The 20,146-nt window shown below is 55.8% G+C and carries 19 protein-coding genes and 2 pseudogenes; 13 read left to right on the top strand and 8 right to left on the bottom strand.

Features of this window, described 5'->3' with window-relative positions; translation table 11 throughout:
- Positions 1 to 414: 414 nt before the first annotated feature.
- The 8 genes and pseudogenes from OKF39_RS11925 (at position 415) to OKF39_RS11890 (ending at position 6,952) form a co-directional block, all read left to right on the top strand.
- Entirely contained in the window at positions 415 to 600 is a 186-nt protein-coding gene (locus tag OKF39_RS11925; RefSeq protein ID WP_004150795.1) for a con-10 family general stress protein, read from the top strand.
- Positions 601 to 694: 94 nt separating this feature from the next.
- Positions 695 to 1,189 carry a YciE/YciF ferroxidase family protein gene (locus OKF39_RS11920; RefSeq protein ID WP_008502272.1) on the top strand — a complete coding sequence of 165 codons (495 nt, stop codon included), beginning with the start codon at positions 695 to 697 and terminating at the stop codon, positions 1,187 to 1,189.
- Positions 1,190 to 1,212: 23 nt separating this feature from the next.
- Entirely contained in the window at positions 1,213 to 1,416 is a 204-nt protein-coding gene (locus tag OKF39_RS11915; protein ID WP_008502273.1) for a hypothetical protein, read from the top strand.
- 25 nt (positions 1,417 to 1,441) lie between these two features.
- Positions 1,442 to 1,948 carry a ferritin-like domain-containing protein gene (locus OKF39_RS11910; RefSeq protein WP_028013107.1) on the top strand — a complete coding sequence of 169 codons (507 nt, stop codon included), beginning with the start codon at positions 1,442 to 1,444 and terminating at the stop codon, positions 1,946 to 1,948.
- A gap of 17 nt (positions 1,949 to 1,965) precedes the next feature.
- Positions 1,966 to 2,838, top strand: coding sequence for a manganese catalase family protein (locus tag OKF39_RS11905; protein WP_028013106.1), 873 nt, complete (start codon positions 1,966 to 1,968; stop codon positions 2,836 to 2,838).
- Between the two features lie 67 nt (positions 2,839 to 2,905).
- Complete coding sequence (locus OKF39_RS11900) at positions 2,906 to 4,309, top strand: cytochrome ubiquinol oxidase subunit I (protein WP_028013105.1); 1,404 nt, start codon at positions 2,906 to 2,908, stop codon at positions 4,307 to 4,309.
- Positions 4,309 to 5,318, top strand: a pseudogene (gene cydB, locus OKF39_RS11895) (cytochrome d ubiquinol oxidase subunit II). The gene OKF39_RS11900 and the pseudogene cydB overlap by 1 nt, the downstream one beginning before the upstream one ends.
- Before the next feature lie 8 nt (positions 5,319 to 5,326).
- Complete coding sequence (locus OKF39_RS11890; protein ID WP_063942488.1) at positions 5,327 to 6,952, top strand: alpha-amylase family protein; 1,626 nt, start codon at positions 5,327 to 5,329, stop codon at positions 6,950 to 6,952.
- Here the strand turns inward: OKF39_RS11890 and OKF39_RS11885 are convergent, their stop codons facing one another.
- Genes OKF39_RS11885 through OKF39_RS11870 form a run of 4 tightly spaced genes read right to left on the bottom strand, consistent with a single transcriptional unit; the run spans position 6,953 to position 9,446 of the window.
- Positions 6,953 to 7,939: an SDR family oxidoreductase gene (locus OKF39_RS11885; RefSeq protein ID WP_479982941.1), complete on the bottom strand. Its 987-nt coding sequence runs from the start codon at positions 7,937 to 7,939 to the stop codon at positions 6,953 to 6,955. It lies immediately after the preceding gene.
- A 17-nt stretch (positions 7,940 to 7,956) separates the two neighbouring features.
- Positions 7,957 to 8,475 (bottom strand): 2-oxo-tetronate isomerase, encoded by a 519-nt coding sequence (locus OKF39_RS11880; RefSeq protein WP_136485872.1) that lies wholly within the window; start codon positions 8,473 to 8,475, stop codon positions 7,957 to 7,959.
- 11 nt (positions 8,476 to 8,486) lie between these two features.
- A complete protein-coding gene (locus OKF39_RS11875; RefSeq protein ID WP_028013100.1) occupies positions 8,487 to 8,933 on the bottom strand; it encodes a DUF421 domain-containing protein in 447 nt (148 codons plus the stop codon).
- Positions 8,934 to 8,942: 9 nt separating this feature from the next.
- The gene (locus OKF39_RS11870; RefSeq protein ID WP_479982940.1) at positions 8,943 to 9,446 is read right to left on the bottom strand and encodes a hypothetical protein; all 504 of its coding nucleotides are present in this window, start codon (positions 9,444 to 9,446) and stop codon (positions 8,943 to 8,945) included.
- A gap of 139 nt (positions 9,447 to 9,585) precedes the next feature.
- On the opposite strand from OKF39_RS11870, the gene OKF39_RS11865 reads away from it, so the two are divergent.
- The 4 genes from OKF39_RS11865 to OKF39_RS11850 all read left to right on the top strand — a co-directional run bounded on the left by OKF39_RS11865 (position 9,586) and on the right by OKF39_RS11850 (position 14,667).
- A complete protein-coding gene (locus OKF39_RS11865; protein WP_479982939.1) occupies positions 9,586 to 9,975 on the top strand; it encodes a YdeI family stress tolerance OB fold protein in 390 nt (129 codons plus the stop codon).
- Between the two features lie 64 nt (positions 9,976 to 10,039).
- Complete coding sequence (locus tag OKF39_RS11860) at positions 10,040 to 10,924, top strand: SDR family oxidoreductase (RefSeq protein ID WP_028013098.1); 885 nt, start codon at positions 10,040 to 10,042, stop codon at positions 10,922 to 10,924.
- A gap of 182 nt (positions 10,925 to 11,106) precedes the next feature.
- Positions 11,107 to 12,030, top strand: coding sequence for a LysR substrate-binding domain-containing protein (locus OKF39_RS11855; protein WP_028013097.1), 924 nt, complete (start codon positions 11,107 to 11,109; stop codon positions 12,028 to 12,030).
- A gap of 255 nt (positions 12,031 to 12,285) precedes the next feature.
- Entirely contained in the window at positions 12,286 to 14,667 is a 2,382-nt protein-coding gene (locus OKF39_RS11850) for a glucose/quinate/shikimate family membrane-bound PQQ-dependent dehydrogenase (RefSeq protein ID WP_248070348.1), read from the top strand.
- Between the two features lie 76 nt (positions 14,668 to 14,743).
- Here OKF39_RS11850 and OKF39_RS11845 read toward each other — a convergent pair whose 3' ends face one another.
- The 3 genes from OKF39_RS11845 to OKF39_RS11835 all read right to left on the bottom strand — a co-directional run bounded on the left by OKF39_RS11845 (position 14,744) and on the right by OKF39_RS11835 (position 18,024).
- Complete coding sequence (locus OKF39_RS11845) at positions 14,744 to 16,438, bottom strand: methyl-accepting chemotaxis protein (protein WP_041910068.1); 1,695 nt, start codon at positions 16,436 to 16,438, stop codon at positions 14,744 to 14,746.
- A 160-nt stretch (positions 16,439 to 16,598) separates the two neighbouring features.
- Complete coding sequence (locus OKF39_RS11840; protein ID WP_041910069.1) at positions 16,599 to 17,717, bottom strand: S-(hydroxymethyl)glutathione dehydrogenase/class III alcohol dehydrogenase; 1,119 nt, start codon at positions 17,715 to 17,717, stop codon at positions 16,599 to 16,601.
- A 31-nt stretch (positions 17,718 to 17,748) separates the two neighbouring features.
- Positions 17,749 to 18,024, bottom strand: a complete 276-nt coding sequence (locus OKF39_RS11835; RefSeq protein ID WP_479982938.1) for a metal/formaldehyde-sensitive transcriptional repressor — start codon at positions 18,022 to 18,024, stop codon at positions 17,749 to 17,751.
- 664 nt (positions 18,025 to 18,688) lie between these two features.
- Between OKF39_RS11835 and OKF39_RS11830 the strand changes: the two are divergent.
- Positions 18,689 to 18,880: pseudogene (locus OKF39_RS11830) on the top strand (ATP cone domain-containing protein); the annotation flags it as partial.
- Positions 18,881 to 19,143: 263 nt separating this feature from the next.
- On the opposite strand, the gene OKF39_RS11825 reads toward OKF39_RS11830, so the two are convergent.
- Positions 19,144 to 20,082, bottom strand: a complete 939-nt coding sequence (locus OKF39_RS11825) for a LysR family transcriptional regulator (RefSeq protein ID WP_192971046.1) — start codon at positions 20,080 to 20,082, stop codon at positions 19,144 to 19,146.
- Between the last annotated feature and the right edge of the window lie 64 nt (positions 20,083 to 20,146).

Genomic DNA, 20,146 nt, shown 5'->3' with positions numbered 1-20,146 from the left:
GTGGTTAAACCGTGTGCTACCGACCCCTGTCAGCCACCTCGTCATCTTTTTCCAGGATTTTCCTTATGATTCGTAGCGGCTATTTTTTCTAGCCCTTAAGGGGTAATTTTCTCCTAATCACCGCTTGCAAATTATTCGTTTTTGCTACGCCATTATTATTGGCCTCAACCTTCCGATTTTTAAATGAAACTTAGGACTAATCCGATCATTTGTTTACAAGTCCTTCCCACACTTCCATATTTCCAAACCAAGCGAAGCGCAAACGCAGCAATAATTAAATATAACGCAACCGCTAATGGCGAAACGAATTTGACGTATGCCTCACAGCGACTAGAGTTATTACTCGAACGACGAGTGATACGGAATATTTTCGTATCGTACTGACATAACCAATATATGACTATGAGGTTTAATATGGCAGAGCATCGTGGTGGTTCCGGTAATTTCGCTGAAGACCGTGAAAAAGCATCAGAAGCTGGACGTAAAGGCGGCCAGCACAGCGGTGGTAATTTCAAAAACGATCCGCAACGCGCATCTGAAGCGGGTAAGAAAGGGGGACAGAACAGTCACGGCGGAGGCCGTAAATCTGATAACTCCTGATCTTATTTAGTACTCTTTTAATAAAACCTGAGAGCATGCTGCGGGCTGAAAAGCTCGCAGTACCCTTTCCTTATTTTACCGGAGCGTAATTATTATGAATATGAAAAGTGTTGAGGATGTATTTATTCATCTTCTGTCCGATACCTACAGCGCTGAAAAACAACTTACCCGAGCGTTAAGCAAACTCGCTCGCGCCGCCTCCAGCGAGAAGCTGAGCGCCGCATTCACCGCGCACCTGGAGGAGACGCAGGGTCAGATTGAACGTATTGACCAGATCGTCGAACAGGAAGACGGTATTAAGCTCAAGCGCATGAAGTGCGTGGCAATGGAAGGCTTAATTGAAGAAGCCAACGAAGTTATCGAAAGTACGGAAAAAAATGAAGTGCGTGATGCCGCGTTAATTGCCGCTGCGCAAAAAGTGGAGCATTACGAAATAGCCAGCTACGGTACCCTTGCGACCCTCGCAGAACAACTGGGCTACAAAAAAGCCGTTAAACTTCTTGCCGAAACGCTGGAAGAAGAGAAAGAGACCGACCTTAAACTCACCGACCTGGCCGTTGGCAATATTAACCAAAAAGCGCAGAAATGACGCGATAAGACAGGTTAAATAAAATGAGCATCAGTCCCAGGACAATTAAACGGTGCCATTTAGCGGCAGCAATAATATGGTTCATTCTCGCTATCCCTTCCGTAATATGGTGGAAAAATAGCGTGCTATGGGTCATTATCATCAGCATTTACGCCAATATTGTCGGCCACTTATCTGGCTACAGTGCCGCACGTGCCGATCAGGCTGCTGAAAGTGAGACCAAATAAGCGAACCCCTAATGAGGATACAATGATGAATCACGTAGAACACTACCATGACTGGCTACGCGATGCCCATGCAATGGAAAAGCAAGCCGAATCTATGCTGGAGTCCATGGCCAGCCGTATTGATAATTATCCTGATGTTCGCGCCAGAATTGAGCAACATATTAATGAGACAAAACGGCAAATTACATTGCTGGAGGAAATCCTCGACCGTAATGATATTTCTCGTTCGGTCTTAAAAGACTCGATGAGCAAAATGGCGGCCCTGGGTCAATCCATCGGCGGTATGTTCCCGTCCGATGAGATCGTTAAGGGCTCGATCAGCGGCTATGTCTTCGAACAGTTTGAAATCGCCTGCTACACCTCCCTGCTCGCTGCGGCGAAAAAAGCGGGCGATACCGCCTCCGTGCCTGCCATTGAGACGATCCTCGCAGAAGAGCGCGAAATGGCAGACTGGCTGATTCGCCATATCCCGCAAACGACGGAACAGTTCCTGCTGCGTTCAGACGCAGACGGTGTCGAAGCGAAAAAATAATCCACAGGAGAGTGCCTATGTTTCGACACGTCAAACAGCTGCAATATACGGTTCGCGTCGCCGAACCCAACCCCGGTCTTGCTAACCTTTTACTGGAACAGTTTGGCGGGCCGCAGGGCGAACTGGCTGCCGCCTGCCGTTACTTCACTCAGGGCCTGAGCGATGACGATCCGGGCCGCAAGGATATGCTGATGGATATCGCCACCGAGGAGCTAAGCCACCTCGAAATCATCGGTACGCTGGTTGGTATGCTGAACAAAGGTGCCAAAGGCGCGCTGGCGGAAGGGGTGGAAAATGAGGCTGAACTGTATCGGTCCATGACCGAAAACGGTAACGACAGCCACATCACCTCCCTCCTCTACGGCGGCGGTACCCCGCTCACTAACTCGGCGGGCGTGCCCTGGACGGCAGCCTACGTCGATACCATCGGCGAGCCGACGGCGGATCTGCGGTCGAACGTGGCGGCAGAGGCCAGGGCGAAAATCATCTATGAACGGCTGATTAACGTCACTGACGATCCCGGAGTGAAGGATGCGCTGGCGTTTCTGATGACGCGTGAGGCGGCGCATCAGCTCTCCTTTGAGAAGGCGCTGCAGTCCATTCGTAATAATTTCCCGCCGGGAAAACTGCCGCCAATCGAGGAATTCACCAACAAGTACTACAATATGTCTGAAGGTGGAGAGGTTCGCGGAAGCTGGAACAGCGATAAGCACTTTGATTACGTTGAGTCCCCCCAGCCTGCGGTTGATGGCGGAGACGGTAGCGCCAGCGTGACGCTCACAGCTGAACAGGCAACCCTGGTTAAGGCGATGTCTGCCCGCACCAAGTCCGATCCCCATTCCGACCCGCTGACCGGTGCCGAGCTGGGTGCCGGAAAGAGTAAACCGTAATCGGTTTTGCCGGGCATCCTGACCTGCCCGGCAATTCTCGTGCCCCATCGCTTCAGAGGTACGGACCATGTTCGAACTTGATGCATTCCATCTCGCCAGAATTCAGTTCGCTTTTACCGTCTCGTTTCACATTCTTTTCCCGGCGATCACCATCGGTCTTGCCAGCTATCTGGTCGTGCTCGAAGGCATGTGGTTGCGCACCAAAAACGACGTCTGGCGCTCGCTGTACCACTTCTGGCTCAAGATATTTGCCGTTAACTTCGGGATGGGTGTCGTTTCCGGGCTGGTCATGGCGTATCAGTTCGGCACCAACTGGAGCGGGTTCTCCCAGTTCGCAGGCAGTATTACCGGTCCCCTGCTGACCTACGAGGTGTTAACCGCCTTCTTCCTGGAAGCCGGCTTTCTTGGCGTAATGATGTTCGGCTGGAACAAGGTTGGCCCTGGGCTGCACTTCTTTTCAACCTGCATGGTGGCGCTCGGCACGCTGATGTCGACCTTCTGGATCCTCGCCTCAAACAGCTGGATGCACACCCCGCAGGGTTTTACTATCGAGAACGGGCAGGTCATTCCGCAGGACTGGCTGGCGATTATCTTTAACCCCTCCTTCCCTTACCGCCTGATTCATATGGCCATCGCCGCATTTCTGAGCAGCGCGCTGTTTGTCGGCGCGTCGGGCGCATGGCACCTGCTGCGCGGTAACGATACCCCTGCCATACGCACCATGTTCTCCATGGCGATGTGGATGGCGCTGCTGGTTGCCCCCATTCAGGCCGTCGTGGGCGATATGCACGGCCTGAACACGCTTGAGCATCAGCCAGCCAAAATTGCCGCCATAGAGGGGCACTGGGAAAATCCGCCCGGCGAGGCCACGCCGCTGCTGCTGTTTGGCCTGCCCGATATGGACGAGGAGCGCACCAAATACGGTCTTGAAATTCCCGCGCTCGGCAGCCTTATCCTGACGCACAGCCTCGATAAGCAGGTCCCGGCGCTGAAGGACTTCCCGAAAGAGGATCGCCCAAACTCGACCATCGTCTTCTGGTCGTTTCGCATCATGGTCGGAATGGGCCTGCTGATGATTACCCTCGGTCTGGTCAGCCTCTGGCTACGCTATCGCCACCGGCTCTACCACTCGCGTCCGTTCCAGTGGTTTGCCCTTTGCATGGGGCCCGCGGGTCTGGTGGCGCTGCTCGCCGGCTGGGTGACCACCGAAGTGGGCCGCCAGCCGTGGGTGGTTTACGGTTATCTGCGCACGATTGACGCGGTCTCCCTGCACAGCACCCTGCAGATGAGCATCAGCCTGCTGGCGTTCTTCGTTGTCTACTCGTCGGTGTTTGGCGTGGGCTATGTGTACCTCATCCGGCTGATTAAGAAAGGTCCGCAGCCCGTCGATACGCTGACGTCAAACACGTCGGGCACCCCCGCCCGTCCACTGTCTGCCGCGGAGTCTGTTCCGGAACAGGAGAGAAACTGATGGGCGTCGATATCTCTGTTATCTGGTTTGCCATCATCGTCTTTGCACGCTGATGTACATCATTATGGATGGCTTTGATTTGGGCATCGGCCTGCTGTTTAACTTCGTGGGCGATGCGAAAGAGCGCGATGTGATGGTCAACAGCGTAGCGCCCGTGTGGGACGGCAACGAGACCTGGCTGGTGCTCGGCGGCGCGGGGCTGTTCGGCGCGTTCCCGCTGGCTTACGCGGTGATCATTGATGCGCTCACTATCCCCCTTACCGCGATGCTGATCGGTCTCATCTTTCGCGGCGTCGCCTTTGAGTTTCGTTTTAAAGCGACGCCTTCACACCGCAAGTTCTGGGACTACTCCTTTGCCGGTGGCTCTCTGCTCGCCACCTTCAGCCAGGGGATCGTCGTGGGGGCGGTGATCAACGGCTTTGAGGTAGAGGGCAGACGCTTTGTGGGCTCGCAGCTTGACTGGCTGACGCCCTTTAACCTTTTCTGCGGTATCGGCCTGGTGGTCGCCTACACGCTGCTGGGCACCACCTGGCTTATCATGAAAAGTGAAGGCGCCCTGCAACGCCGCATGCGCGAGCTAACCCGCCACGTGCTGCTGGCCCTGATGGTGGTGATCGCGGTTGTCAGCGTCTGGACGCCGCTCGGCTGGCAGTACGTGGCCGACCGTTGGTTTACCCTGCCCAACTTCTTCTGGTTCCTGCCGGTTCCCCTGCTGGTAGGCCTGTTTAGCGTGTTGATCTGGCGGCTGACCCGCAACCCGGCCAGCCACTCGCGCCCCTTCCTGCTGACGCTGGGGCTGATCTTCCTCGGATTTAGCGGCCTGGGTATCAGCCTGTGGCCAAACATTATTCCGCCGCGCATCACCCTGTGGGAAGCCGCGGCGCCCCCCGCCAGCCAGCTGTTTATGCTGGTCGGGACCCTGCTGATAATTCCGGTGATTCTGGTGTACACCGCCTGGAGCTACTACGTCTTCCGGGGCAAGGTTTCGGATACTGAAGGCTATCACTGAGGAACGCTATGACGGACTGGCATACACGGGCCATTATCTACCAGATTGATACCGCGCTTTTTTACGATATGAACGGCGATGGCTGCGGGGACATCGCCGGGATCGCGGCCAAGCTGCGCTATATTCGCCGCATGGGGGCGACAGTTATCTGGATCACCCCGTTTTACCTCACGCCCTTTCTCGATGAGGGCTACGACGTCAGCGACCATCTGCAGGTGGATCCCCGCTTCGGAAAACTGGCTGATATCATCGCCTTTATCGAACAGGCCCGGGAGCTGGGCATGCAGGTTATTATTGAGCTGCTGATCCAGCACACCTCGGACGCCCATCCCTGGTTCCAGCAGGCCCGACGCAGCCCTGCCTCGCCCTATCGCGATTACTATATCTGGTCGGATAACGACGACGACGACACGCCCCCCATGTTTCCCGGCGTGGAAAAGAGCGTCTGGAGCTGGGACGACGAGGCGGGACAGTATTACCGGCACATGTTCTACCGCCACGAGCCGGATCTGAACCTGACCTCGCCCGCCGTGCTTAAGGAGATTGAGAATATTATCCTCTTCTGGCTCAAGCTGGGGGTATCGGGATTTCGACTGGATGCCGCATCACACCTCACGAAGCAGGCGGGCAGCGGTGACGAGAAAAAGGGCCTGTGGATCCTGGAGCACATGCGCCGTCTTATCGAACAGCGTAATCCGGACGCGATCCTGCTCGGCGAAGTGGACGTAGACGTTGAGGTTTATAAAGACTATTTCGGCAATAACGACCGCCTGCATCTGGTGCTCAACTTCTGGCTCAACAAGTATTTCTACGTCAGCCTGGCCAGAAAAAGCGCCCGCCCGCTGCGCAACGCGGTGAAGAAGATGATCGTCCCGCCAGATTCATGCTGTTTTGCCAACTGGCTGCGCAACCATGACGAGCTGGATCTGGAAGGGATTAGCCAGAAAGATAAACAGTTCGTGCTCGATACCTTCGCCCCTGACGAGGAGATGAACGTCTATCAGCGTGGGATCCGCCGACGTCTGGCCCCGATGCTGAATGGCGATCCAAAGCGGCTGGCGTTTTGCCACGCGGTGCTCTTTTCACTGCCGGGCGTCCCGGTGATGCGCTACGGGGATGAGATCGGCATGGGTGACGACCTTGAACTGGAGGAGCGCTACGCCGTCCGCACCCCAATGCAGTGGGCAGGTTCACAGGGAGGTGGTTTTTCGGCGGCCGATCCTGAAAAATTTATTGCGCCGATAATCGACCACGGGCCCTACCGCTATCAGAAAATCAACGTCGCCGATTCGCTGCTCCACCGCAACTCGCTCCTGCACCGGATTATTGATATTGCCAATACCCGCTCGGAGTTCCCCGAAATTGCCGTGGCGCCCTTTCGCCTCATCACCCTCAATCATGACGCGGTGCTGGGAATCTATTACGAGACCGACGAGCGCAGCATTCTGACCTTCGTAAACTTCAGCGACCAGCCGGTGCAGTTCACCGCCAGAGGGATCCGCAACGCCACCTGGACCGCCTGCCTCGCGGACAAACGCTACGACGACGCGCTGGTTTGCGGCAAAACCGTCGAACTCAGTATTGGCGCCTACGGCTACCGCTGGTTCTGGACGCACCGCAGCGCGCTGCGGTGATTAGCGTTTCCGGCGGGTTATCAGACACGTCAACATAATCCCCGCCACCGCGAGGGCCCCCAGCGCCACCTTGCCCGGCATACCGGAGGTGACGGACGTAGCGCGGTTCTTCGCTTCGTCGGTAAAACGACCATGGATTTTGTGCAGGTCGTCAATCGGCTGGTCGAGATAGTCCCGCCGATCCGCTGCGTTCAGATCGTCGGTCATCTGGCCTTCCCAGGCTTTTTTTACCATCAGACGGTCAAGGTAGCCCGGAAAGAAGAATTGCCCGACGATGGACTGGATAGTGCTGCTGCCCACCCACAGCTCTCGCACCGGTTTCTGCGCAACCTTAAAGATGGCGCTGGCGGCCACTTCAGGCTCAAAGACCGGCGGCACCGGTCGCATCGCCCAGGCGAACTTATTCCTTACCCATTCGAACTGCGGCGTATTGAGCCCCGGCATCTGCACCATGGAAAGCTGAACCCGGCTGTTCTCGTGCATCAGCTCCGTGCGCACCGCATCGGTGAATCCGCGGATCGCCGCTTTGGCCCCGCAGTAGGCCGACTGCAAAGGGATGGAACGGTAGGCCAGCGCGGACCCCACCTGAATAATCACCCCCCTGTCGCGGGGCACCATCAGCTCCAGCGCGGCGCGGGTGCCGTTAACAAATCCGAGATAGGTAACATCCGTCACGCGACGAAACTCATCCGGCGTCAGGGTACGAAACGGCGCCAGCACGGCCCCCATCGCATTGTTGACCCAGACATCAATCGCCCCGAGGCGATACTCAATCTCGTTAGCCGCATCCACCACCGCCTGGCTGTCGGCGACGTCTGCCTGCACCGCGTGGGCATTAACGCCGAAGCGGCGCAGCTCTTCCTGGGTGGAGTGCAGGCTGGCTTCATCGCGGGCGATAAGCCCCACATCGTAACCTGCCTTTGCAAATTTCAGCGCCGTAGCTTTTCCCACGCCCGCCGTCCCGCCGGTAATCACTATGACCGCCATAGAACCTCCGCGTGAATTTAGCCGTTATTACCGTCCGACAATGTTGTCACCAGTTCAGCGAGCGAAAATTGCACCGCTTTTTCCACCACATCCTGGCAGTCGCCGGAGAAAAGGACGGTGCGGGTTTTCGTCTCACCGCAGATATTCCAGGCAAAGCAGACCGTTCCCGCCGCCGTGCCGTCATCGCCCCCTTCCGGGCCCGCGTAGCCGCTGATGGCGATGCTGATATCCGCCTGGGCAATGTCGAGGATGCTGGCGGCCATCTCGGTTACCGTCTGTTCACTGACGGCGGTATAGCGCGCCAGCGTCTCCGGACGCACGCCGAGGATCCGCGATTTGGCTTCATCGCTGAACACAACCAGCCCGACGTCATAAAAATCGGCCGTGTTTTCCTCTGCACACAGCGCCACCGAGAGCTTTCCTCCCGTACAGGATTCCGCGGTGGTTAAGCGCAGCCCGGCATCGGTTAATTTACTCGCCAGCTTTTTGGTGAGTTCACTCACGGTATAATGACTGTCGTGTAAAAGATTGCTCATCTTACCGCCTCTTATTTTTCAACAGGAATGATTGAAATATGTCCATTGCGCTCAAGTATGGCATATTTAATTTCGCTAAGTTCTGTAATGCCATTATTTTGACGCGCTGACACCAGAATATCATCACAAGATACGTCGACTTTTTTTAGCTTATCCGCTAATGGAACGCCATTCTCAACCAGAATCACAGGGGTCCCATCAAGAATATTCTCCACCGGGGAAAAATATTTCTTCATCAGGCCAAATATAATGTCAACGACCACCAGCGTGGTAATGGTAATCATTGCACCGGTAACGGAGAAATCCTGCCCCAAAAGCGCCTGTTGCGTCGCCTCACTAATAATTAAGAGGAGGATGAGATCAAAGCTGGTCATCTGCAGCAGCGCCCGTCGCCCTGCCACTTTAAATACCACCACGAGAAACAGATAAATCGCCAGCGCGCGAAAGACCATATCCATATCAGCCTCCTAGGGGTAAATAAATTGCCAGAGGTTTATCTCCGGCTCGTTGTTGACGCGGATGACGTTGTTCCATTTACCGGCTCTGGAAGGTGTCGTGAAGTATAAAACAGAGAAGTTGTCTGATTTTTGCAGGTCGTCATAGACCAAATAGAGGGTTTTGCCGTGGCTATACATTTTGTCTGGCTGCGGCCAGACGCTGCCGGGCTCGTATACGTCGCTGCTGTCGGTGGTCAGGCTGAGGGTATAGCTGCCCTCCGTCTTTACCGGGAAGGTGACCTGCATTCTTGACTCCGTCTCCCGCCGGCCGAAGCGTTCATAGTTTATGCTCAATGAGTTAGCGGAATTGGTTTTGGCCGTATCGCTCACCATCCCGCTGGAAAACAGACCAGCAACCGCTGCGATGATAATAGCCAGGAGGACAACAAAACCCACCTGGCGAAATGAATATTCAAACCTCAACAAGCGATAACTCTCATCTATCCCGGGTAACTTTTCATTTTCATGCTTCATAGTCGTTGTCACCGTTTCGCTTATTTCAAGATAGTTTTGATTTTCAAAGAGAATGTTTTTAAGACTTATCACATTTGCCACATAAAGGAATAGCAACAATACTTAATATGTCAAGACACTCAAAAATGAAGGATATCAGATGAAATTATCACTTATTTCCGCTTTTTTGATATTTCTGGTTTCAGCTGCATGGGCAGATAATAACGGCGGGTTACAAAAAGGTGAAGCACCGCCACCGCCCCACGCGCTGGACAGCGGATATCGTGGAACCGACGACGCGCGTATTATGACCATCGATCAGGCAAAACAATTGCACGATGGCGCGACAATTTCATTGCGCGGTAATCTTATTGACGGTAGCGGCGATAAGTTTGTATTCCAGGATAAAACCGGAAAAATCGACGTTATTATTCCCCAGGCAGTCTTCGACGGCAGAACGGTAAAACCCGATCAGATGATCAGTATCAACGGTTCGCTTGATAAAAAATCATCGCCTGCCGTCGTTCGTGTTGATCGTTTGCAGAAATAATTCAGCGAAGCGTTAACGCTGCAACTATCCATCAAATCTCACCCCTTGGCTTAAGGAGTCAGCTATGAGTGATACTACACAACGTACGAACGCTTACCCGAAACCTCCGTTCCCGGAACAGCCGCAAACGCCGCCGGGACTGGCGTCTGAAATGCAGCCTGTACCCGATCACGGTGAAACAAGCTATAAAGGGCATGGCCGCCTTGCCGGCAAAAAAGCGCTGATCACCGGTGGTGACTCCGGGATTGGTCGCGCAGTGGCTATCGCCTACGCCCGTGAAGGGGCAGACGTCGCCATCAACTATCTGCCTGAAGAAGAGAAAGATGCCGCCGAGGTCATCGACCTGATCAAAGCGGAAGGCCGCAAGGCCATCGCGCTGCCAGGAGACGTCCGGGACGAGACCTTTTGCCAGAATCTGGTTGAAGAAGCCGTTTCGAAGCTGGGCGGGCTGGATATTCTGGTCAACAACGCAGGCCGTCAGCAGTTCCGGGAATCCCTTGAAGAGCTGACTACCGAAGATTTTGACGCGACGTTTAAAACCAACGTTTACGCCCCCTTCTGGATCACCAAGGCCGCCCTGCGCCACCTGAAAGCGTCGTCCGTGATCATTAACACCTCCTCCGTTCAGGCGGTGAAGCCCAGCCCCGTACTGCTGGACTATGCTCAGACGAAGGCCTGTCTGGCGGTGTTTACTAAATCCTTAGCCAAACAGCTGGGTCCGAAAGGCATTCGCGTCAACGCGGTCGCCCCCGGCCCGTACTGGACGGTACTCCAGTCCAGCGGCGGCCAGCCGATGGAGAAAGTGAAGGAGTTCGGGGGTGATACCCCGCTGGGTCGTCCGGGACAGCCCGTCGAGATTGCCCCGCTGTACGTCACGCTGGCCTCGGATGAGTGTTCCTTTACCTCCGGTCAGGTATGGTGTTCTGACGGCGGCGACGGCGTGATCTAAACCGGTTTGCAGCTTATCCCTCCGCAGTGAGCAATAAATGAACAAGGACGTTCATCACCCACCTCGCCTGAAAAACATGTTGTAACTCAAACAGATCAAATGTTAAAAATATTTTGCTATCAAGTTATCAAAATTAAACAACTTAACTTGTCACCCGCATCGCTCTGTTTTTAACATCGCCTATGGAAAAAAATGGTCTGTTCAGTCAGCGCATACGCTTGCGCCATTTGCATACATTTGTGGCCGTCGCTCAACAGGGAACGCTGGGGCGCGCGGCTGAAACTCTTAACCTGAGCCAGCCCGCGCTCTCAAAAACCCTTAACGAGCTGGAACAGCTGACCGGCGCCCGTCTATTTGACCGCGGTCGGCTGGGGGCACAGCTGACTCTGGTGGGCGAACAGTTCCTGACGCACGCCGTGAAGGTGCTGGATGCGCTCAACACCGCAGGCCAGTCCCTGCACCGAAAAGAAGAGCAGACCAGCGAGGTGGTGCGCGTCGGCGCCCTGCCAACCGCGGCGCTGGGGATCCTGCCGCCTGTTATTGGTCAGTTCCACAAGCAGCAGCGAAATACCACTATTCAGGTTGCCACCATGAATAACACCATGCTGCTCGCGGGGTTGAAATCGGGTGAGCTTGATCTTGGTATCGGTCGAATGTCCGACCCCGAGCTGATGGGCGGTCTCAATTATGAACTGCTGTTCCTGGAATCCCTGAAGCTGGTGGTTCGACCCGATCATCCTCTGCTGCAGGACACGGTGACGTTAAGCCGGGTGATGGAGTGGCCGGTGGTGGTTTGCCCGAAAGGGACCGTCCCGCGCCAGGCCGCCGAAACCTTGCTGCAGATGCAGGGGTGTACGCTACCCTCAGGGTGCATCGAAACGCTTTCGGCTTCTCTTTCGCGCCAGCTTACCCTGGATTATGACTACGTCTGGTTCGTCCCCTCCGGTGCGGTAAAAGATGATTTGCGTCAGGGCACGCTGACCGCCCTGCCGATCGCCTCCCCGGGGGCGGGTGAACCCATCGGTATTTTGACCCGGGTAGATACTCCCCTTTCCACGGGCGCACAAACGCTGCTGAGCGCTATCCGTAAATCTATGCCTGTCTGATTCCCTTCACCCCTCACCCAGTTCCCTCTCCCTGTGGGAGAGGGAACTGGGCTGTGCGTTAATCAAATAATGCGGAATGATCCATTAACAATTGCGTAAAACAAATTAACAGTTTTATCATAACGGCGGATTCACCATTTGGTTCGCGAATCGTTATATAAACAAGAATTCACTCGTTTTAATCATTGCTCTCCCCGCATTTATTATCCAGATGGTACACACCCGGCAATGCGGAGAGATTCAAAGGAGACAGAAATGGCATTTGGCAGCGCGCCGCGCGGGATACCTCGTATTTTGCAGTGGCTCCTTGCCGGACTGATGTTGCTCATCGGTCTGGCGGTCGGCGGGTTGGGCTTCAAGCTCGCCGCCGTAGGCGGAAGTTTTTACTTCGTGATAATGGGCGTGGTGATGGTCATTGCCGCGCTCCTGATTTTCCTCAATCGCAGCAGCGGGATCGTGCTTTACGGCATCGCGTTTATGGCCTCGCTGTTCTGGGCGGTAAGCGATGCGGGCTGGGATTTCTGGCCGCTCTTCTCGCGCCTGTTCACCTTTGCCGTACTGGCCTTCCTCTGCGCCATCGTCTGGCCTTTCCTGCGCGCGGCCAACCACGGCGCAGCGAATAAAGCCCCGGCTTATGGCGTTGCGGCGGTTCTCGCACTGGCGATGCTGGTCAGCCTCGGCTGGATGTTTAAGCCTCAAACCCTCGTGGCGGCGAACGAGCCCGTTCCGGTGAAACCCGTTGCTCCCGGCGAACAGCAGAAAAACTGGGAACACTGGGGCAACACCACCCACGGCGACCGCTTCGCCGCGCTGGACCAGATTAACAAGCAAAACATCAGCGATCTGAAAGTCGCCTGGGTGGCGCACACCGGGGATATTCCGCAGAGCAACGGCTCCGGCGCGGAAGATCAGAACACGCCGCTGCAAATTGGCGACACGCTCTATGTCTGTACCCCGTACAGTAAAGTGCTGGCGCTGGACGTGGATTCCGGGAAAGAAAAATGGCGTTATGATTCGAAAGCCACCGCGCCGAACTGGCAGCGTTGCCGTGGTCTGGGCTACTTTGAAGATCATGCAAACGTGACAGCGTCACAGACCGGGACGTCGCCAGCGGCATGCCCTCGCCGCCTGTTCCTGCCGACCACCGACGCCCGTCTGATTGCCATCAATGCGGATAATGGCAAGCTCTGCGACGACTTTGGCGAGCATGGCACTGTTGACCTGAGCGTTGGCATGGGCGAAATCAAGCCGGGCTATTATCAGCAGACCTCCACGCCGCTGGTGGCCGGAAACGTTGTTGTCGTCGGCGGTCGCGTCGCGGATAACTTCTCCACCGGCGAGCCGCCGGGCGTGGTGCGCGCCTACGACGTTCACACCGGTAAGCTCGCCTGGGCGTGGGATCCGGGTAATCCGAACCTGACCGGCCTGCCGCCGGAAGGTCAAACCTACACGCGCGGCACGCCGAACGTCTGGTCTGCGATGTCTTACGACGCTAAGCTGAACCTGATCTACCTGCCAACCGGCAACGCCACCCCGGACTTCTGGGCGGGCGAGCGCACCCCGTTGGACGATAAATACAGCTCCTCCATCGTCGCCGTCGACGCGGCCACCGGACAGGTGCGCTGGCATTTCCAGACCACCCACCACGACCTGTGGGACTTCGACCTGCCTTCCCAGCCGCTGCTGTACGACCTGCCGGACGGCAAAGGCGGCACCACGCCTGTACTGGTGCAGACCAGCAAGCAGGGCATGATCTTTATGCTCAACCGTGAAACCGGCAAGCCGGTGGCGAAGGTGGAGGAACGTCCAGTTCCGGCGGGTAACGTTGAAGGTGAACGCTACTCTCCGACCCAGCCGTACTCCGTGGGCATGCCGATGATTGGCAACCAGACGTTAACCGAGTCCGACATGTGGGGGGCGACGCCTGTCGACCTGCTTCTGTGCCGCATTCAGTTTAAAGAGATGCGTCATCAGGGCGTCTTCACCCCGCCGGGTCTCGACCGTTCCCTGCAGTTCCCCGGCTCGCTCGGCGGGATGAACTGGGGCAGCGTCTCCGTTGACCCGAACAACAGCCTGATGTTCGTCAACGATATGCGTCTGGGGCTGGCAAACTACATGGTGCCGCGCGCGAACGTGGCGAAAAACGCCAGCGGCATTGAGATGGGGATTGTCCCGATGGACGGCACGCCGTTCGGCGCAATGCGCGAACGCTTCCTGTCGCCGCTGGGCATTCCGTGCCAGAAGCCGCCGTTCGGAACCATGTCGGCTGTTGACCTGAAAACCGGCAAGCTGGTGTGGCAGGTACCGGTTGGTACCGTAGAAGATACCGGCCCGCTGGGCATTCGCATGCACATGCCAATCCCAATCGGGATGCCAACGCTGGGCGCGTCGCTATCAACCCAGTCCGGCCTGCTGTTCTTCGCCGGCACCCAGGATTTCTACCTGCGCGCGTTTGATACCGCCACCGGGAAAGAGATCTGGAAGGACCGCCTGCCGGTCGGCAGCCAGTCCGGCCCGATGACCTACGTCTCGCCGAAAACCGGTAAGCAGTACATCGTCATTAACGCCGGGGGCGCTCGCCAGTCGCCGGATCGCGGTGATTACGTTATCGCGTACGCGTTACCCGATAAGCAGTAACGGATGAAAAAAGGGACCGAAAGGTCCCTTTTTTGTCGGCCGGGTAAGCGAAGCGCCACCCGACACGGCCGGCGAGTCAGAACGTTTCCCAGTTATCACCGTTATGCGCTACCGCCGGACGTAGTGCAGCAGGTTTTACTGCCGCAGAGTTCTGCTGTTGAGTACGCCCCTGAGCCTTGCCGCTCAGACGAAACGCCCCGACCGCCTCGGTCAGACGCGCGCCCTGTTCTTCCAGCGACGCCGCCGCCGCGGAGGCCTCTTCCACCAGCGAGGCGTTCTGCTGGGTCACTTTATCCATCTCCGAAATAGCCTGGCTGACCTGCACGATACCGCGGCTCTGCTCGTCAGACGCGGCGGCAATCTCCAGCATGATGTCGGTGACGCGCTTCACCGCCTCGACGATCTCATTCATGGTATTGCCAGCGGCAACGACCTCACCGGAACCCTGGTCAATCAGCGAGACCGATTCGTTGATCAGGCTTTCGATCTCTTTTGCGGCGTTGGCGCTGCGGCTTGCCAGGGTACGGACTTCGCTGGCCACCACGGCGAACCCGCGTCCCTGCTCGCCCGCCCGCGCCGCTTCTACCGCCGCGTTAAGCGCCAGGATATTGGTCTGGAAGGCGATGCTGTTGATCACCGCGGTAATCTCAGAGATTTTCTTCGAACTGCTTGAGATATTGCCCATAGTTTTAACCACACCGGAGACCATCTGGCCGCCGCGGCTGGCTTTCCCGGAGGCATCTTCCGCCAGCTTGCTGGCATGATGGGCGTTATCGGCGTTCTGCTTCACCGTCGCAGTCAGCTGCTCCATGCTGGCGGCAGTCTGCTCAATCGCCGCGGCCTGCTGCTCGGTGCGTGATGAGAGATCGGTGTTACCGGCAGAGATCTCGCTGGTACCCCGGTAAATCTCCTCCGCCCCCTGACGGACGGTGCCGACCGTTGTTTCAAGGGAGTGCTGCATGGTTTGCAGATCGCGCGTCAGGCGGCCAATTTCGCTGCGTCCGGCCACGTCGTCCGGCATCGTCAGGTCGCCTTTGGCGATATTCTCGATACGTTTCGCTGCACGCTGCAGCGGATTAATGACAGTGCGGCGGAGCACGACGAAGGTCATCGCGGTCAGCACCAGCGCCAGCGCAAACGCGCCCACCATAAACATCAGGCCCAGCTGCGTGCGGCTGTGCGCCTGCGCCGTCAGCGCATTGGCGCGGTCGGTGCGGATCTTAATCGCCTTCAGCAGAACGGCGTTGTAAGCGTCGTCCAGCGGGCGCGCGGTCTCATTTTCGTGGTTGATGATCGCCTCGAACATGCCGTTTTTGGCAAATTTGACCATCGGCTGGAGGCCCGCAATATAGGCGTCGTAGCGTGCCTTCAGGTCTGCATCCAGCGCTTCGTCCGCAGCGCTGCGCACGGAACGATGCATATAGGCGGTAAAGCTATCCTGGGACTGTTTAATGCGCGTTTCCGCCTCACGGATGTTCTGCTTCATGGCCTCCATCTCCGCGATACGGCTTGCCGCGCCGGCGTGGATCATATTGATACGCGCGGTGCGCAGATGGTTTGAGCTGTTCGACAGCCCCATACGCACCTGAATTTCGGACGTAACGTCCTGCTGATCGTTGTCGGCCTGTAGCAGGAAATACCCCGCCAGACCCGAACTCAAGGCAAACAGCAGAATAATGCCACCGAGAATGGAGGAAAACAGCGGAACCAGCCTGATGTGATGCAGGAAGCTCAGCTTGCGCTGCGCCTGCATCGAAGAAGTGTTGTCCATGACCGTCGACTCTCTTATAGGTAAGATGCGCAAAAACACGCCTGTTAGATAGTCATCGGCACGGCAGAGATTTAGATTACGGCTAAAAACGCCGCACTGGTCACACTTTAGAGAAGATTATTAAAGAAATGCCAGCGGCTAAAAACCGCTGGCAGAAGAGTTACTTGTCGCCGAAATGAATGACGGTACGGATGGATTTTCCTTCGTGCATCAGATCGAACGCCTCGTTGATCTGTTCCAGCGGTAAACGGTGGGTAATGAACGGGTCGAGCTGAATTTTACCGACCATCGCGTCTTCCACCATGCCGGGAAGCTGGGTACGCCCCTTCACGCCGCCAAACGCGGAGCCGCGCCAGACGCGTCCGGTCACCAGCTGGAATGGACGGGTTTTGATCTCCTGGCCTGCCCCGGCCACGCCGATGATGATACTCTCACCCCAGCCCTTGTGGCAGCATTCCAGCGCAGAACGCATTACGTTGACGTTGCCGATACACTCGAAGCTGAAGTCCACGCCGCCGTCGGTCATCTCAACGATGACGTCCTGAATCGGTTTCTCGTGATCTTTCGGGTTCACGAAATCGGTCGCGCCCATTTCACCCGCCAGCTTGAATTTTTCCGGGTTGGTATCGACCGCGATGATACGCCCGGCCTTCGCCTGCACCGCACCCTGAATCACTGCCAGACCAATGCCGCCGAGACCAAACACCGCCACGGTGTCGCCCTCTTTGACTTTTGCCGTGTTATGCACCGCGCCAATGCCGGTAGTTACGCCGCAGCCCAGCAGGCAGACTTTATCCAGCGGCGCCTGCGGGTTGACCTTCGCCAGCGAGATCTCCGCGCAAACGGTGTATTCACTGAAGGTGCTGGTACCCATGTAGTGATAGATTGGCTCACCGTTGTAGGAGAAACGGGTGGTGCCGTCCGGCATCAGCCCTTTCCCCTGAGTGGCGCGCACGGCCTGGCAGAGGTTAGTTTTACCGGATTTACAGAATTTACACTCGCCGCATTCCGCCGTGTACAGCGGGATAACGTGATCGCCTGGCTTCAGGCTGGTCACGCCCTCGCCCACTTCCACCACAATCCCGCCGCCTTCATGACCCAGCACAGCCGGGAAGACGCCTTCCGGATCGTCACCGGAGAGGGTAAACGCATCGGTATGGCACACGCCGGTATGGGTGATTTTGATCAGCACTTCGCCTTTTTTCGGCGGCGCTACGTCGATGTCGACGATTTTCAGCGGCTGGCCGGGGCCAAATGCAACAGCTGCGCGAGATTTCATCATGTCTTCCCTTTTTGTCAGGTGTGTGGATTTATTTTAGATAAGAGCGCAGCAAATGGCCGACTTCCGCCATGCGTACGGCTCGCTGATCCGGCGTTGTGTCTCCCGTCACCAGCTCGTCTTTGAGATGTATTTCAACCATTTCGCCCATCAGGCCATTGGCAGCGCCGCGCACGGCGGCAATTTGCTGCAGGATGGCCAGACAGGGGTCGCCCGACTCCAGCGCGCGTTCAAGGGCATCAACCTGGCCCCGAATGCGGCGGACGCGCGTCAGAATACGTTTTTTATCTTCGGGTGATTGCGGCATATGCCCTCCTGATACTATAGGGGGGTATGGTATATGAATTATCTTACATATGTAAACTTACTTTTAACGTGAAATCTATAAGCAAAACCTTATGTAAATAAATGTAATTAATGAACCATAATCGTTGATATTAACGTTCACGCCCACATTTCTTATTTGCCAAACTACCCGGGCGACAGACGGTTATGGTGGCTTGCTTCATATCCCTAAAAGGAAACCGGATATGAAAAAGCCACGTCGAAACCAGAATTCAACCCACCGTAGTAAAAGTAAAAAGATTGCATGTAATTCTGCAGGCAGGGGACGAGAATCCTCTAAACACTCGATTTCATCGAAGCAAGTTTTTACCAAAATGGTAACCATCGCTTCCTTGATAGATCGGGGTTACAGATTCTTTTGTTACTGCCAGGAGAATGGCTATATTCCATCTGGTGAAGGAATTTGGCGTGTAATCAAGGAGGCGGTTAGCGCATTAGCTTAATTATTCGGCAATTTTATAACTTTCTGCCAATTGGAGGCATTTATGAATAAAACGCCATATAACGCAGTTTACTGTTCATCTAACTAACCTCTGTCAGCATAGGGGAAGCACCACCAGCTTCCTCTATTCAAACAAAAGCCATTGGCAGTTATGGCTTCTGTCAGGGTAGAAAAGGATTTGTGATTGAACCACTTTTTGTTAGTGACAAAACGCGATGGCAAAACCGAACGTATTAACCTGGACAAGATACAAAGAGTTCTTGACTGGGCAGCTGAAGGTTTGTCTAACGTTAAGGTATCAAGGATTGAACGCGGGCATTTTCCCATCTTAACAAGGGCTATTGCATCTGCAGTCACACAATCCTTAGCGTCGCTAACAGAGTACTTAGTGGTTCCAACGATTATTGGCGACATAGAAAGCGGGCATTTGATATATCTGACGCCATCAATGCAACCGCCACGGAAGTCGTTTTTGAAACTGCTGACTGAGGTGTGTAAACTACCTCGCTCCCCCCCATTTGAAAATAATCCGCTTCAGTTTTATTCATCATGTTTCGTAACATGAGTTGCTCACGGATATCTTCCTGCCAGTGAGATAACTATTTCAATCATAGCCATTTTTGCCCGATCGGGCTGAGCTTATCCGGCACTCATCCCCCTGCCATCTTGCGCCAGCATTTGCAGCTCCTCCTGAAGCCATCGGGTCGCCCCCCGCTGGCCGCTGCGCTTATGCGAGTAAATTTTCACCTCAAATTTGGGAATAGAGAACGGCAAGGCAAAAATCCTCAGTTCTGCCGCCGCCACCAGCTTCTCGGCGGCGTAACGAGGAATGGCCATCAGCAGGTCGCTTTCCGCAACGATAAATGGCGCGCTCAGCATCGACGGCGTTTTGATCGCAATGTGCCGCGTATAGCCCAGCTGCTCGAGCCGCACATCCAGAACGCCCTGCTTCTCATTCCAGGGCGTCACCACCAGGTGGCGGGCCGCGAGATAATCCTCCAGCGTCAGCCGGGTCCGGCTTGCGTTGCTGATAACCACATACTCATCCTCAAACCAGCCGATCTCTTCCAGTTCCGGATGGCGGATATCGTCCTCGGTGCTGAAACCCAGCGCCAGATCCACCTCGCCCGCCAGCAGCTCCGTCAGCGCCGGGCTGTGCGGCAGATAGCGCAATTCGAAACGCAAGCCCGGGGCAGCAGTCTGCAGCTTGTGCATCAGGGCGGGAAAAATACATAGCGCGGTAAAATCCGTAATCCCAATTTGCAAGCTTTCGGTACTGCTGGCGGCGTCAAACTCCGGCTGCGGGGTCAGCTCCTGATTAAGGAACGACAATGCGGAAGCAATAGAAGGCGCAAGCTGAGAGGCGTACACGCTGGGGGACATACGATGCCCTTCCCGAAAAAAGAGCGGATCGTTAAGGGCTGTGCGCAGACGCGACAGCGCATGGCTCAGCGCCGAGGTGCTCATCGCCAGCTCGTCGGCTGCGAGGCGAACAGAACGGTGGCGGTAAATGGCGTCAAAAACGGGCAGCAGGTTTAAATCAAGACGTCTCAGCGCCGGATGCATAATATTCATCATTTGTTGATTTCATTGCACTTAATTCTTCGGACAATACTCCGTATGCTTAACGCCATCAATCGCG

This window comes from Enterobacter cloacae complex sp. HYC042_NIDB (genome assembly GCF_056673315.1).
The sequence above is the reverse complement of the archived record's forward strand: the minus strand, read 5'-3'. Positions and strand labels throughout refer to the sequence as shown.